General features: G+C 71.3%; 13 protein-coding genes. 2 read left to right on the top strand and 11 right to left on the bottom strand.

The window, feature by feature from the left end; genetic code table 11:
• Nucleotides 1-7 precede the first annotated feature (7 nt).
• The 6 genes from ACWDN5_RS19955 to ACWDN5_RS19980 all read right to left on the bottom strand — a co-directional run bounded on the left by ACWDN5_RS19955 (nt 8) and on the right by ACWDN5_RS19980 (nt 6604).
• On the bottom strand, nt 8-1288 hold the full coding sequence (locus tag ACWDN5_RS19955; RefSeq protein ID WP_449677341.1) for a cation:proton antiporter: 1281 nt from the start codon (nt 1286-1288) through the stop codon (nt 8-10).
• On the bottom strand, nt 1285-2541 hold the full coding sequence (locus ACWDN5_RS19960; protein ID WP_449677342.1) for a cytochrome P450: 1257 nt from the start codon (nt 2539-2541) through the stop codon (nt 1285-1287). The genes ACWDN5_RS19955 and ACWDN5_RS19960 overlap by 4 nt, the downstream gene beginning before the upstream one ends.
• A complete protein-coding gene (locus ACWDN5_RS19965; protein ID WP_449677343.1) occupies nt 2538-3608 on the bottom strand; it encodes an alpha-hydroxy acid oxidase in 1071 nt (356 codons plus the stop codon). The genes ACWDN5_RS19960 and ACWDN5_RS19965 overlap by 4 nt, the downstream gene beginning before the upstream one ends.
• Nucleotides 3608-5143: an NAD(P)-binding domain-containing protein gene (locus tag ACWDN5_RS19970; protein ID WP_449677344.1), complete on the bottom strand. Its 1536-nt coding sequence runs from the start codon at nt 5141-5143 to the stop codon at nt 3608-3610. Before ACWDN5_RS19970 ends, ACWDN5_RS19965 begins: the two co-directional genes overlap by 1 nt.
• A gap of 85 nt (nt 5144-5228) precedes the next feature.
• Nucleotides 5229-6152 carry an aldo/keto reductase gene (locus ACWDN5_RS19975; RefSeq protein WP_449677351.1) on the bottom strand — a complete coding sequence of 308 codons (924 nt, stop codon included), beginning with the start codon at nt 6150-6152 and terminating at the stop codon, nt 5229-5231.
• 50 nt (nt 6153-6202) lie between these two features.
• Nucleotides 6203-6604, bottom strand: coding sequence for a MerR family transcriptional regulator (locus ACWDN5_RS19980; RefSeq protein WP_310971071.1), 402 nt, complete (start codon nt 6602-6604; stop codon nt 6203-6205).
• An 83-nt stretch (nt 6605-6687) separates the two neighbouring features.
• Between ACWDN5_RS19980 and ACWDN5_RS19985 the strand changes: the two genes are divergently transcribed.
• Nucleotides 6688-7305: a TetR/AcrR family transcriptional regulator gene (locus ACWDN5_RS19985; RefSeq protein ID WP_449677345.1), complete on the top strand. Its 618-nt coding sequence runs from the start codon at nt 6688-6690 to the stop codon at nt 7303-7305.
• Here ACWDN5_RS19985 and ACWDN5_RS19990 read toward each other — a convergent pair.
• The 5 genes from ACWDN5_RS19990 to ACWDN5_RS20010 are packed head-to-tail and all read right to left on the bottom strand — an operon-like array spanning nt 7278 to nt 11156.
• Entirely contained in the window at nt 7278-8543 is a 1266-nt protein-coding gene (locus ACWDN5_RS19990) for a hypothetical protein (RefSeq protein WP_449677346.1), read from the bottom strand. The genes ACWDN5_RS19985 and ACWDN5_RS19990 overlap by 28 nt on opposite strands.
• The gene (locus ACWDN5_RS19995) at nt 8540-9109 is read right to left on the bottom strand and encodes an RNA polymerase sigma factor (RefSeq protein ID WP_396136911.1); all 570 of its coding nucleotides are present in this window, start codon (nt 9107-9109) and stop codon (nt 8540-8542) included. The genes ACWDN5_RS19990 and ACWDN5_RS19995 overlap by 4 nt, the downstream gene beginning before the upstream one ends.
• 46 nt (nt 9110-9155) lie before the next feature.
• Complete coding sequence (locus ACWDN5_RS20000; protein ID WP_449677347.1) at nt 9156-10070, bottom strand: pentapeptide repeat-containing protein; 915 nt, start codon at nt 10068-10070, stop codon at nt 9156-9158.
• Nucleotides 10071-10104: 34 nt separating this feature from the next.
• Nucleotides 10105-10728 carry a uracil phosphoribosyltransferase gene (upp, locus tag ACWDN5_RS20005; protein WP_310971076.1) on the bottom strand — a complete coding sequence of 208 codons (624 nt, stop codon included), beginning with the start codon at nt 10726-10728 and terminating at the stop codon, nt 10105-10107.
• Between the two features lie 5 nt (nt 10729-10733).
• Nucleotides 10734-11156, bottom strand: a complete 423-nt coding sequence (locus ACWDN5_RS20010) for a protein-tyrosine phosphatase family protein (protein WP_449677348.1) — start codon at nt 11154-11156, stop codon at nt 10734-10736.
• Between the two features lie 85 nt (nt 11157-11241).
• Here ACWDN5_RS20010 and ACWDN5_RS20015 point away from each other — a divergent pair, with 85 nt between their 5' ends.
• Nucleotides 11242-11856: a DUF1707 SHOCT-like domain-containing protein gene (locus tag ACWDN5_RS20015; RefSeq protein ID WP_449677352.1), complete on the top strand. Its 615-nt coding sequence runs from the start codon at nt 11242-11244 to the stop codon at nt 11854-11856.
• The last annotated feature ends 128 nt before the right edge of the window (nt 11857-11984 follow it).

Genomic DNA, 11984 nt, shown 5'->3' on the forward strand with positions numbered 1-11984 from the left:
TGAAGAATCAACTTTTCCCGGTCACCGGCACGGGTTCGGCCGTCAGGAGTACCTCGGTGCTCCCCTTGCGCGCATCGCGGCGGTCGAGCCAGGCCAGTACCGGCGCGGTCATGATCGTGGTGACCAGGGCGACGAGCACCAGCACCGTGAACAAGGCCGGCGAGACGATCCCCGCGGCGAGCCCGACGTTGAGCGCGATCAGCTGCATCAGCCCGCGCGCGTTGACGAGCACGCCGACGCGCGTGGCGATCGCCGGCGGCTCCCCCGCCAGCCGGGCCGCGCCCCAGGACGCGCCCAGCTTGCCGACGATCGCGACCGCCACGCACAGCACCGCGAAGGCGAGCAGCTTCGGGTCGGCGAGCAGCGCGAACCGCGTGTTCAGGCCGGAATAGGTGAAGAACAGCGGCAGGAACACGATCCGGCCGATCGGCATGATCTTCGCGAGCACGGCGTCGGCGGCGGGTGTCCGGGGGAACGCGATCCCGACGCAGAACGCGCCGAACACCGCGTACAGGCCGATCATGTCGGTGAACCAGGCGGCGGCGAACAACGTCATCGCGGTGATGAGCACCCGCTGGTCGACCCCCATGCGCTCGCTCTTCATCACCTTCGCCAGCAACCGCCGGCCGACGATGAACACCAGCCCGGCGAAGAGCACCCCGCCGCCCAGCGCGAGCGCCACCGGCCCGGCCGACCCGGCGTGCATGCCCAGCACGACCGCCAGCAGCAGCCACGCCAGCACGTCGTCCAGCGCGCCGCAGGCCAGGGCCAGCGAGCCGAACTTCGTGGCGGCGATGCCGCGTTCGGTGATGATCCGCGCCAGCATCGGGAACGCCGTGATCGCCAGCGCCACGCCGACGAACGCCGCCGACGTCACCGGGGAGACCCCTTCCTTGCCGATGCCGACCCACGTCGTGCCGACCACCGCGACGCCGACGCCGAGCGCCAGCGGCACCAGCGTCCCGGCCGCGGAGATGGCCGCGACCGACTTCCGCGAGTCCCGGATGCTGCCCACGTTGAACTCGTACCCGGCGCCGAACATGTAGATGACCAGGCCGATCTGGCCGCCGACGTAGAGCAGCGGGCGGATGCCGTCCGGGAACAGCGCCTCCTGCACGTCCGGCAGCACCAACCCGAGCAGCGACGGCCCCAGCAGCACCCCGGAGATCATCTCCCCGACCACCGGCGGCTGGCCGAGCTTGACCGCGACCAGGCAGACCAGCCTGACCACCACGAGGATCGCCACGACGGCGAGGAAGAAGACCGGTGCCGCTTCGGACGGGCTCATCGGTTGCCTCCGGCGAAGTAGGTCGAGCACAGGGCTTGGTGACGGGCGTCGAGGACCATGTACGTGCCGAACACGAGCTGGGCGAAGCTGCGCCAGACGTCTTCCCAGCGGTCGCGGACCGCGAGCCACACCAGGGCCGCGCGCCGCGGGCGGGCACCTCGGGGGGTGAGCAGGGCCGGGCCGCGGTTGGGGATCGAGCGCGTGTGCGCGGCCGTCGAGGCGAGGCTGAAGCGGCGCAGCACCTCCTGCGTCACGACCCGCATGGTCGGCGGCGCGAGGCCGCGGGCCGGGCAGGCGCGGTTCTGCGCGACGCCGAACGGGATGAAGTCCTCCTTGGCCGACTGCTCGGCGAAGTCCGGGTAGCTGAAGCACAGCACCGTCCCGGCCGGGATGGTGAGGTCGTCCAGCTCGATGTCCGCGGTGGAGATCCGGTGCGCGATGCCGAACAGCGGGTACGCGCGCAGGCCGTCGTCGATGACGCCGTCGATGTCCTCCGGGTGCTCGGCGAGCCGCCGCTGGGTGTCCGGGGACCGGGCGATGATCATCAGCAGGTGCGCCATCGCCTCGGACATCTGCACGACGGCCGTGTTGAAGAACGTGCCCTGCAGGTAGTAGACCTGCTCCTCCGGCGTCAGGGACGGCGGCAGCGGGTGCGGGACGTCGCCGAGGCGCCGCCGCAGGTACTCCGTCAGCCGGGCCCGGCGCCGCATGTTCCGCGGGCGCACGCACTTCAGCGCCGAGACCACGTCGTCGGCGTGCCCGACGATCAGGTCCCGCGCCTCCGGCGGGCACGGCTCCTCGAACACCAGCTCGTGGTACAGCTCGGCCCAGATCGGCATCATCGCGTCGCGCAGCCGGACCGGGCCCGGCTCGAGGTCGTCGAGCACGTGCGCGGCGACCCGCCGGGCCAGCTCCTCGGAGTCCTTTTTGGACCGGACGAGGATGTGCCGGGTGCACTTGGCGACCTCGTCGTAGCGCGGGCCGGCCTCGAGGTGTTCCTGGTGCACCTGCGGGCCGGGCGCGAGCCAGTACCAGAACAGGTCCGACAGCGCGGCGCCGCGGCTGCGGCCGTTCGCGGCGGGGTCGGCGTAGACGCGCTTGAAGTCACCGACGCCGACCCGCGGCCCCGGGATCGTCACCGCGTCCTGGCCGTTGACCAGCGCGAAGATTTTCATCCGCAGCGCCACGATCCGCCGCGGCAGCCAGGCGGGCGCGGACAGGACCGCCAGTGCGGCGGCCGCCTTGCCGATCACCGCCGCACCTGATCGGGAGTGAGGTCGGCCGGGTGCCGCCCGCCGCACAGCGCCAAAGCCTGGTCGAAGTCGGCCCGCAGCATTTCCAGCACCTCGGAGACGCCTTCGCGGCCGCCCGCGGCCAGCCCCCACACGATCGGGCGGCCGACGCCGACCGCGTCCGCGCCCAGGGCGAGCGCCTTGACGACGTCGGTGCCGCGGCGGATCCCGCCGTCGAGCAGGACCGGCAGGGCGCCCCCGACGGCCGCGGCGATCTCGGGGAGCACGTCGATGGTGGCGGGCACGGTGTCGAGCTGGCGGCCGCCGTGGTTGGACACGACGAGGCCGGCGACGCCGTGGTGCACGGCCAGCCGCGCGTCCTCGGCGTGGAGGACGCCCTTGATCAGCACGGGCAGTTTGGTCTTCGAACGCAGCCACGCGATGTGGTCCCAGTTCAGCCCGGCCGACATGACGATCTCGCGGACGTGGCTGGTGTTCCCGCCGCTGCGGTTTTCGCCGATGTTGCGGAGGTTCTCGACGAACAGGCCCGGCGGCAGGTCGTGGAAGGCGTTGCGGTCGTCGCGTTCGCGGCGGCCGAGCACGGGCGAGTCGACGGTGACGACGAACGCCTTCACCCCCGCGGCTTCGGCGCGCCGCACGATCGCCTCGGTGAACTCCAGGTCCGGCTGCAGGTAGAGCTGAAACCACAGGCCCGGGTCCGGCGCGACCTCCCGGGCGGCCGCGGCGACGTCCTCGATCGCCGTGGTCGAGGCCATGCTGACGATCAGGATCGTGCCCGCCCGGGCCGCCGCCCGCGCGGTGGCGAGCTCGCCGTCGGGGTGCGCGAGCCGGTGGAACGCCGTGGGCGCGACGAGGATCGGCATCGAGGACGGGGTCCCGAGCAGCTCGATGCTCAGGTCCCGCTTGTCGCTGCCGCGCAGCACCCGGGGGACCAGGCGCAGGCGTTTGTAGGCTTCTTCGTTCTCGCGCAGGGTGATCTCGTCCTGCGCGCCGCCCGCGAAGTAGTCGTAGTGCGCCGGGTCGAGACGCTCGCGGGCCGCCGTCTCCAACTCCGCGACCGTGCGCATCAGAGCTCCCGCGTGAAGAAGGCGGTCAGCGGCTCGACGTGCACCTCTTTGTCCCACTCGTTCTCGAGGTTCTCGGTGACGTGGTGGGTGGCGACCAGCTCGCCGCGGCGGTAGTGCCGGACGATCGGGTGCAGGTAGTGCCCTTCGCCGTGGTCGTTGGCCTTGTCCTGGGCGGCGCGGGCGACGAAGTCGAACGGGTCGATCTTGTCGTGGTCCGGGCCGTAGTCGAGGGTGACGACGTAGGCGTCGGCCGGCGGGTTTTCGAGGACCCGGTCGACCGGCACCTCTTCGAGGTAGCGGGCGGTGTCGCCGTCCACGACCAGGACGTCGCCGAGGAAGCCGAACTGCTGGTACAGCGCGGAAGTCCGGTTGATCCGGGTGATCACGGTCTCGGTCAGGGCGTCCGGTTTGGCGGGCAGTTCGGTGTGCGGCCACGGGACGTCGTGGTAGCGCTCGTTCAGCACCTTGGCCAGCGCGCGGACGCCGTAGCGGAAGCCGTGGATGAAGGCGCTGGTGGCCTTCTTGAAGTCGCGGACCTGGGTGATCGTGCCGGCGAAGTGGAGGCCGGGCACGTTGACCGACTCCCAGCTCGCGGTCTGGGCGGGGAACCGGTCGTCGATCGTCAGTTCCGGACGGCAGTCCTCGTCGAAGAGCGAGGCGTCGAACCGGAAGCCGGTGCAGCCGATCACGCGGTCGTAGCGGATTTCCTTGACGACCTCGTCGGCGCGGGCGAAGGCGAATTTGACGTGGTAGCCGTCGGCGTCCTTGCGGACTTCGCGGACGTCGCCGTCGAGGATCGCGTGCTGCAGCTTGAGCTGGTACATGTCGAGGATGCCCGCGTTGTAGGCGCGGAGGTGGCCGACGAAGTGCGTGCGCCAGGCCAGCTTCACCGGCCGCGGGCCGCCGACGTGCACGACGGCGGCGGTTTCGATCAGGTTGTCCGCGGTCTCGAAGGCGGAGTTCCCCTTGCCGAGCACGAGGACACGCTGGTCGGTGAAGTTCGCCGGGTCGACGTCGACGTCCACGTACTGGTCGATCAGCTCGACGCCGGGGAACTGCGGGAGGTACGGCTTGGTGACGCCGGTGGCCATGATCAGCCGGTGGCCCCGGAATTCGGCTTCCCCGGCGGTGAGGACGAAAGTTCCGCCTTCGCGGCGGATGCGTGTCACCCGGGTGTCGTAACGGATGTTCAGGTGGTACTTCGCCGCGTAGTCGGCGAGGTAACGGAGGAGGTTCTCGGCTTTGGGGAAGAGCTTTTCGCTGTAGCCGGTGAAGAGGACCGGGTCGTCGTCGCCGTCGGCGAGGATCGAGTTCCAGTCCATCCGCATGCGCAGTTCCGGGTCGGCGTACCCGGTGTGCTTCTTGTTGATGGAGATGAGCGTCCGGTGCCGCGGGAAGGTCTCGAAGAAGTGCCCGGGCGCGGACCCGGCCTCCAGCACGAGGTACCGGTGCCCGGCGTGGCCGAGGTGCTGCGCCAGCTGCAACCCGGCCGGCCCGGCCCCGACGACCAGATAATCGAGCACTTCCTCCGCCACAACGACCTCCTGGAGCTCGGCACCGATCGCATGATCGGCGCCGAGCCTGCTCCGGAGATCTCAGAAAAGCCTCAGAAGCCGTAAGTTACTTCCCGGCGGCGCGAGCCAGGCGTTCCGGGTAGCGCTCCCCCGCGATCGCGTCGGCCGGGGCGGCGGCCGCGATGGCCGCCAGGTCGTCCGCCGTCAGCTCCAGGGATGCCGCCGCCACGTTCTCCTCGAGGTACTTGCGGCGCTTCGTGCCCGGGATCGGCACCACGTCCTCGCCCTGGGACTGGACCCACGCCAGCGCCAGCTGCCCCGCCGTGACGCCCTTGTCCGAAGCCAGCTTGCGCAGCGCCTCGACGATCGCCATGTTGCGCTCGAAGTTGCCCTCGGCGAAGCGCGGCAGACCGCGGCGCATGTCGTCCTCCGGCAGGTCCGCCACCGACGTCACCGCGCCCGTCAGGAACCCGCGGCCCAGCGGCGAAAACGGGACGATTCCGATGCCGAGCTCGCGGCACGTGGCCAGGACCTCGCCCTCGATCCCGCGGGTCCACAGCGACCACTCGCTCTGCAGCGCCGTCACCGGGTGCACCGCGTGCGCGGCCCGGATCGTCGCCGCGCTCGCCTCGGAAATCCCGGCGTAGCGGATCTTTCCGGCTTCCACCAGCGACGCCAGTGCGCCCCACGTCTCCTCGATCGGCGTGTCCGGGTCGACGCGGTGCTGGTAGTACAGGTCGATGTGGTCGACGCCGAGCCGGCGCAGGGACTCGTCACAGCTCTGCTTCACGTAGGAAGCGTCGCCGCGGGCGCCCATCGCGCCGTCGTTCCACACGATGCCGAACTTCGTCGCCAGCACGACCTCGTCGCGGCGGCCGGCGATCGCGCGGCCGACCAGTTCCTCGTTGGCGCCGTTCGCGTAGACGTTCGCGGTGTCCAGCAGCGTCACGCCGAGCTCGAGCGCCCGGTGGATGGTCGCGATCGACTCCTCGTCGTTGTCGCGGACGCCGTAGGCCTGGCTCATCCCCATGCAGCCGAGCCCCTGGGCGCCGACTTCCAGGCCGCCCAGCTTCCTGTTCTTCACGCGGAAATCTCCTCCATACCGGGTTCCACACCGAGCACGTTGCGCTCGACCTGGGCGTAGTTCTCGATCTTGTAGTCGAGGATGTCGAGACAGCCCTGCAGCTCGGCGATCCGCTCGGCGACCGACCGGCGCTGCTCGACCAGCAGGGCCTTGCGGCGGCCCGCGCTCGCGACGCCGTGGCGGCGCAGCGACGCGTACTCGCGCATGCTCTTGATGGGCATCCCGGTGGTGCGCAGCTTGGTCAGGAAACCGAGCCAGTTGAGGTCGTCGTCGGAATAGGCCCGGCGGCCCGCGGCGTCCCGCGCGGGCGGGTCGAGCAGTTTGATGCGCTCGTAGTACCGGAGGGTGTCGATGGACAGTCCGCTACGTCGCGCGGCTTCCGCTATCGAGTAGCTCATGGCCCGACAGTACGACCTGGAGTGCACTCCAGGTCAAATCCGCACCCTGGTCATCGATAACACTGTTCCGATACGCTCGGTGCATGGCGCGACCACGCACGCACGACGAAGCGCTCCGGCTCAAGCTGCTCGACCGGGCCGGCGAGCTCCTCGCGGCCGACGGGCCGAAGGCGCTTTCCCTGCGCAAGCTGGCCGCCGACGCCGGGACGTCGACCACCGCCGTGTACTCGCTCTTCGGCAGCAAACCCGACCTGGTGAACGCCCTCTACACCGAAGGCTTCCGCCGCTTCGGCGCCCGGATGGCCGGCACGCCGCTGACCGGTGACGCCGTCGAGGACCTCGTCGCGCTCGGCAGCGCCTACCGCACGAGCGCCCTGGCCGACCCGCACCTCTACGGGATCATGTTCACCAAGTCGGTGCCCGGGTTCGAGCCGAACGAAGACGCCGAGAAGCTCGCCCGCGAAACCCTCAAGCCCCTGGAGCGGATCATCCGCCGGGCGATTGCCGACGGCGTCTTCCTCGACGTCCCGCCCGAGACGGTCGCGGTCGGCTGCTGGGCCATCGTGCACGGCCTGGTGTCCCTGGAACTGGCCGGCAACCTGCCGGAGGAGTTCGACGTCACGACGTCCTACGAAGCCGCCCTCCGGGCGAACGCCTCCGGCTGGCTGCGGCCTCAGAGCACCGGCACCGAGCCGTCGTAGACGACCGCGCCCTTCGCGTCCCGCGCCGTCACGCGAACCTTGGTTTCCGGGGAGACCTTGAAGTTCTCGGGGTCCCACACGACGACCATGCCGGCCACCACGTGGGCCTCGATCCTCCCCTCGCTCCCGAAGTCGACGACCGCCGTCGTCGCGGTCGCGGGCAGCGCCGCGGCGAACGGACGGCGATCCGTCGCCGGAGGACCACCCGTTTCGCGGCCCAGGGTGTCCACGATCAGGGGGAACGCCGGCGGTTTCTCCGGTGACGGGCCGCTGGGGAGGGCGCGGACCCGCGACTTCCCCGGCCGCCGGTAGTCCGGCTCGGTGGTGCAGACCACGAACCGGTCGCCGCGGCGGCCGAGGACCACCCGGTAGCCGTCCGAGTCGAGCAGCGGCCCCGGTTCGTACGCCGCGGGGTCGGGGATCGCCTCCATCTCCGCCGCCGCCAGGCAGTCGCCCAGCGCGCGGCCCGCCGCCGACGTCCGGTCGGCGGTCACCGGCCGGTCGACGACCGCGAGCAGGGGCGGGGGCGCCGCGGGCAGCCGCACGGCCGGTTCCATCGGCTTGCCGATGGACAGCGTCGTCCGCGCCGGGTCGCTCCGGGTCACGCCGGTGAACTGGCGGGTGACCGGGGAGAACGAAATCCGCGACATGCTGCTCTCCCCGCCCTCGGTTTCCGCGTCGAGGTAGCTCCCTTCCCCGCCCGGGGCGAGGATCCCGCCGACCATCCCGGTCGCGCTGTGGAGCAGGAGGCCCGTGCGCGTGCCCGGGGTGAAGGCGGGGGTGGCGGCCGGGTCCGACAACGTCACCGTCGTCTCGGTGGTCTCGCAGAACATCGGCTTGCCGTCGGCGGTCGCCGCGACCACCGAGTCGGTCTGGAAGACCTCGGTGAACACGGGGACCCAGTTCCGCCGCGGGGGCACGCGGCCGGTCTTGCCCGCCGCCTGCACCGCGGCCCAGCAGCGGTCCAGGGAGGAGGTCGCCACCGCCGCGTCGAGGGTGAGCGGGTTGAAGACGTCCTGGGGCGGCGGCGGGCCGGGCTCGGCCACGGGCTGGTGCCGGAACACCTGCGTCGCGACGACCGCCCCCGCGGCGAGCGCCACGACGGCCGCCGCGGCGGCGACGTACCGGACGCGGGCCGGACGCCGCTTCCCCATCCCCCGGCGGACTTCCTCCCGCAGCCGCGCGCGGACGTCGTCCGGCAGCTTCCGCCGGAGCGGCAGGCCGAGGTCGTCGCTCATTTCTCCTCCAGCAGCGTGCGCAGCCGGGCGCGGGCCCGGGACAGGTGGGCGCGGACGGTGACCTCGGCGACGGCCAGCAGCGCGGCCGCGTCCCCGGCACTCAGGTCGCCGAGCAGGCACAACTCGACGACCTCGCGCTGCGCCTTCGGCAGCGTCCGGACGGCCTCGACGACCGCGCGCAGCCGCTGCTCGCCGTCGAGCCGGTCGGCGACGGCGTCGGCGTGGTCGGACACGACCGGCGGGTCCGGCATCTTCCGCAGCAGCCGCAGCCGCCTTCGCGCGCCGCGGTGCTCGTCGCGGGCCGCGTTGCCGGCGACGGTGTAGAGCCACGGCAGCGCGCTGTCGCGCACCAGCGTCACGTCGGCGCGGCGGCGCCAGGCGGTCAGGAAGGTGTTCGACGTCAGGTCCTCGGCGGCGCTCCACGAGCCGGTCAACCGGTAGGCGTGGTTCCAGACGGCCTCGGCATGCCGCTCGAAGAGCTCGGTGAAGGCCGCTTGGTCACCCTCGGCCGCCCGGTCCCACAGAGCGCGGTCGTCCACCGGCGCCCCCGTCGCTTGGCTGGTCACACCCCTCAGTGGCCGGCCACACCGGAATTGTTGTGCGGCTTCCGGCTCAGTCTTGACTGAGGTGGGCCTCCGACAGATCCAGGTTCTCGTGCTCGCCTCCGTCGAAGCGGGCCTCGTCATCGAAGCGGGCCTTGAAGAACAGCATCCTTCCCGCTGAGCGAGTCGCAGCGAAGTGGGCAATTCCGCGGAAACGCGCCCACGAGAACACCGCCCCCGCAAGGAACGAGGAGTCGCGGAAGTTCACGAGCCACATGAACTCGGCGCCGAAAAACCAAGCTTTTTCCGTGAACTTCGCGTCGATGTGAGTAGCTCCCAGGAAGCGCGCGTGACTGAAGTCGGCTGCAGCCATCTCAGCGCCGTTCAGCTCGAAGTCGACCAACGTCGCGCGCTTCAGGTTGAGAGACATACCTGGCCAGAAGCGCTCATCGCCGTGGCGAAGATGGATATCGACGATATCCTGCGCAGCGAGTCTGACCTGCAGTTCGGCGGCGTCGTAGTCAGCCGCCTCCCGCTCGCCCTCTTGCGGATCCGCGCCGCGAAGCCCCCGGTCCGGTCCCTTGAACGGCATCCGGAGGTAGGCACACAGCACGTTGACGATGGTCTGGCGCTGCTTCGGGTTGTCCTGCCCGAGCCGCTCGAGCGCGTAGAGCCCGCCGAGCCGCACCGGGGCCTTCTCACTGCCCATCTGCTCGACGGCCTTCGTGTACAGCTCGGTGACCCGGCGCTCCTCCAGGTCCCGTTCGGTCACGGACGCGACGCGGGTCGTCTCGGCCAGCTGGAGTTCGAGCGTGCGCTGGCGGCGCGTCGCGAGCCACAGCGCGAACACGCCGCCCGCGCCCGCGCCGATGCCGAACGCCGTCTTGACCGCGTCGATCCGGACCGGGGCCTCGGGGCGTCCCGACCAGGCCAGGAACAGCCAGAGCAGGGCCCCCGTGACGGCCGCGACCGCGACGGCGGTCACGGCGATCCACCGCCACTTCAGGACCGGCACCGGCTCAGACGGCGCCGTACTGGCGGTCGCCCGCGTCGCCGAGGCCCGGGACGATGAAGCCCGAGTCGTTGAGGCGCTCGTCGATGCTCGCGGTGACGACCCGGACCGGCAGCCCCGTCTTCTCCAGGTGCGCCAGGCCTTCCGGGGCCGCCAGCGCGCAGATCGCCGTGACGTCGTCGGCGCCGCGGTCGGTGAGCAGGCGGATCGTGTACTCCATCGAGCCGCCGGTGGCGAGCATCGGGTCGAGCACCAGCACCGGGCGGTCGGCGAGCGACTCCGGCAGCGATTCGAGGTACGGCGTCGGCTTGAGCGTCTCCTCGTCGCGCGCCAGGCCGACGAAGCCCATCTGCGCGTCCGGGATCAGCTTGTGCGCCTGGTCGGCCATGCCCAGCCCGGCCCGCAGCACCGGCACCAGCAGCGGCGGCTTCGCGAGGGAGTAGCCGTCGGTGCGGGCGACCGGCGTGTGGATCTTCTCGATCTTCACCGGCACGCCGCGCGTGGCTTCGTAGACCAGCATGACGGTCAGCTCGTGCAGCGCGGCCCGGAACGCGGCGCTGTCGGTGCGCGCGTCGCGCATCGTGGAGAGCCGGGCCTTCGCGAGGGGGTGGTCGACGACGTGCACATCCATGCGGGTCAATCTAGCTGTTTCGCGAAGCTCTTCACCCAGCCGCGCTGCCAGGGCGTTTCGACGGCTCGCTCGTGGTAGTGCTGCCTCGTCCACGCGACGGCTTCTTCGACGGGGACGCCGGAGAGGATCGCCAGGCAAGCCATCACCGTGCCGGTCCGTCCGGCGCCGCCGTAGCAGGCGACTTCGACGGTTTCGGTCTTCGCCCGTTCGTGGAGGGCCTTGATCTTTTCGCGGGCGTCGGCGGGCCGGGTGGGCAGCAGGAAGTCCGGCCAGGTGACCCATTCGTGCGGCCAGCTGATACCCCCGCCGTGCTTGCGCCGCAGCCGGCTCGTCCCCAGGTAGAGGCCGAAATCGGGCGGGGGTCCGTCGGGGCGGGGGCGGCCCAGGCCACGCCCCTGCACGCGGGTGCCGTCGGGGAATTCCACCATCGGCACAGTGTCCTCCAGAAGATGGACACGCAGGGTGGTTTTCGCCGATAAGCTGCGCCGGGTGAGCGAACTGACGCCCGACCAGATGCGGGCTTCCGACGCGGACCGTGAACGCGTCGCGCAGGTGCTGCACAACGCCCTCGCGGAGGGCCGGATCACGGTGAACGAGCTGGAAGAGCGGCTCACCACGGTCTACGCGGCGAAAACGCTGGGCGAGCTGAAGCCGGTGACGGCGGACCTGCCGTCGTCGGCGGCGGCGATCGAGCCGGCGACCACGCGCGCGCTCGGCTTCCCGGACCAGCGCATCGGCGGCCACCCGGGCAGCCCGGTGTCGATCGGCGTGCTGTCGGGAGCGGTCCGCAAGGGCAGCTGGGTCCTGCCCCCGCAGCACAACAGCTTCGCGTTCTGGGGCGGCGCGGAGATCGACCTGCGCCAGGCCCGCTTCGCCGACCGCCACTGCACGATCACCGCGGTGGCCATCATGGGCGGCATCCAGATCACGGTCCCGGACGACATCAACGTGGACGTCACGGGCCTCGGCCTGATGGGCGGCTTCGTGCTGGAGGACAAGTCGGGCGCACCGCCCGCGCCGCCGACGGCCCCGACGGTGAAGATCAACGGCCTGGCGTTCTGGGGCGGCGTCGTCGTGTACCGGAAGCCGGCGAAGCGGGCCGAGCCGCCGCAGATCGAAGGGGCTTAGAGGAGCCCCTCGCCCCGCCCGGCCCCGAGCGCCCCAATGTGGCGTTCGGTGCGTCAGACGCAACCAACGCCACATTGGGGCCCATTAGTCGGTTACAGCGCCCCGCCGGCCACCGGCGGCATCTGCGA

This window comes from Amycolatopsis sp. NPDC003731, assembly GCF_053586895.1.

Bases quoted from the DNA above. Each gene is read 5' to 3' on its own strand.
- ACWDN5_RS19980 (WP_310971071.1), bottom strand. From the start codon at position 6,604: ATGAGCTACTCGATAGCGGAAGCCGCGCGACGTAGCGGACTGTCCATC.
- ACWDN5_RS20010 (WP_449677348.1), bottom strand. From the start codon at position 11,156: ATGGTGGAATTCCCCGACGGCACCCGCGTGCAGGGGCGTGGCCTGGGC.
- ACWDN5_RS20015 (WP_449677352.1), top strand. From the start codon at position 11,242: ATGCGGGCTTCCGACGCGGACCGTGAACGCGTCGCGCAGGTGCTGCAC.
- ACWDN5_RS19965 (WP_449677343.1), bottom strand. From the start codon at position 3,608: ATGCGCACGGTCGCGGAGTTGGAGACGGCGGCCCGCGAGCGTCTCGAC.
- ACWDN5_RS19990 (WP_449677346.1), bottom strand. From the start codon at position 8,543: ATGAGCGACGACCTCGGCCTGCCGCTCCGGCGGAAGCTGCCGGACGAC.
- ACWDN5_RS19975 (WP_449677351.1), bottom strand. From the start codon at position 6,152: ATGGGGATGAGCCAGGCCTACGGCGTCCGCGACAACGACGAGGAGTCG.
- upp (WP_310971076.1), bottom strand. From the start codon at position 10,728: ATGGATGTGCACGTCGTCGACCACCCCCTCGCGAAGGCCCGGCTCTCC.
- ACWDN5_RS19985 (WP_449677345.1), top strand. From the start codon at position 6,688: ATGGCGCGACCACGCACGCACGACGAAGCGCTCCGGCTCAAGCTGCTC.
- ACWDN5_RS19955 (WP_449677341.1), bottom strand. From the start codon at position 1,288: ATGAGCCCGTCCGAAGCGGCACCGGTCTTCTTCCTCGCCGTCGTGGCG.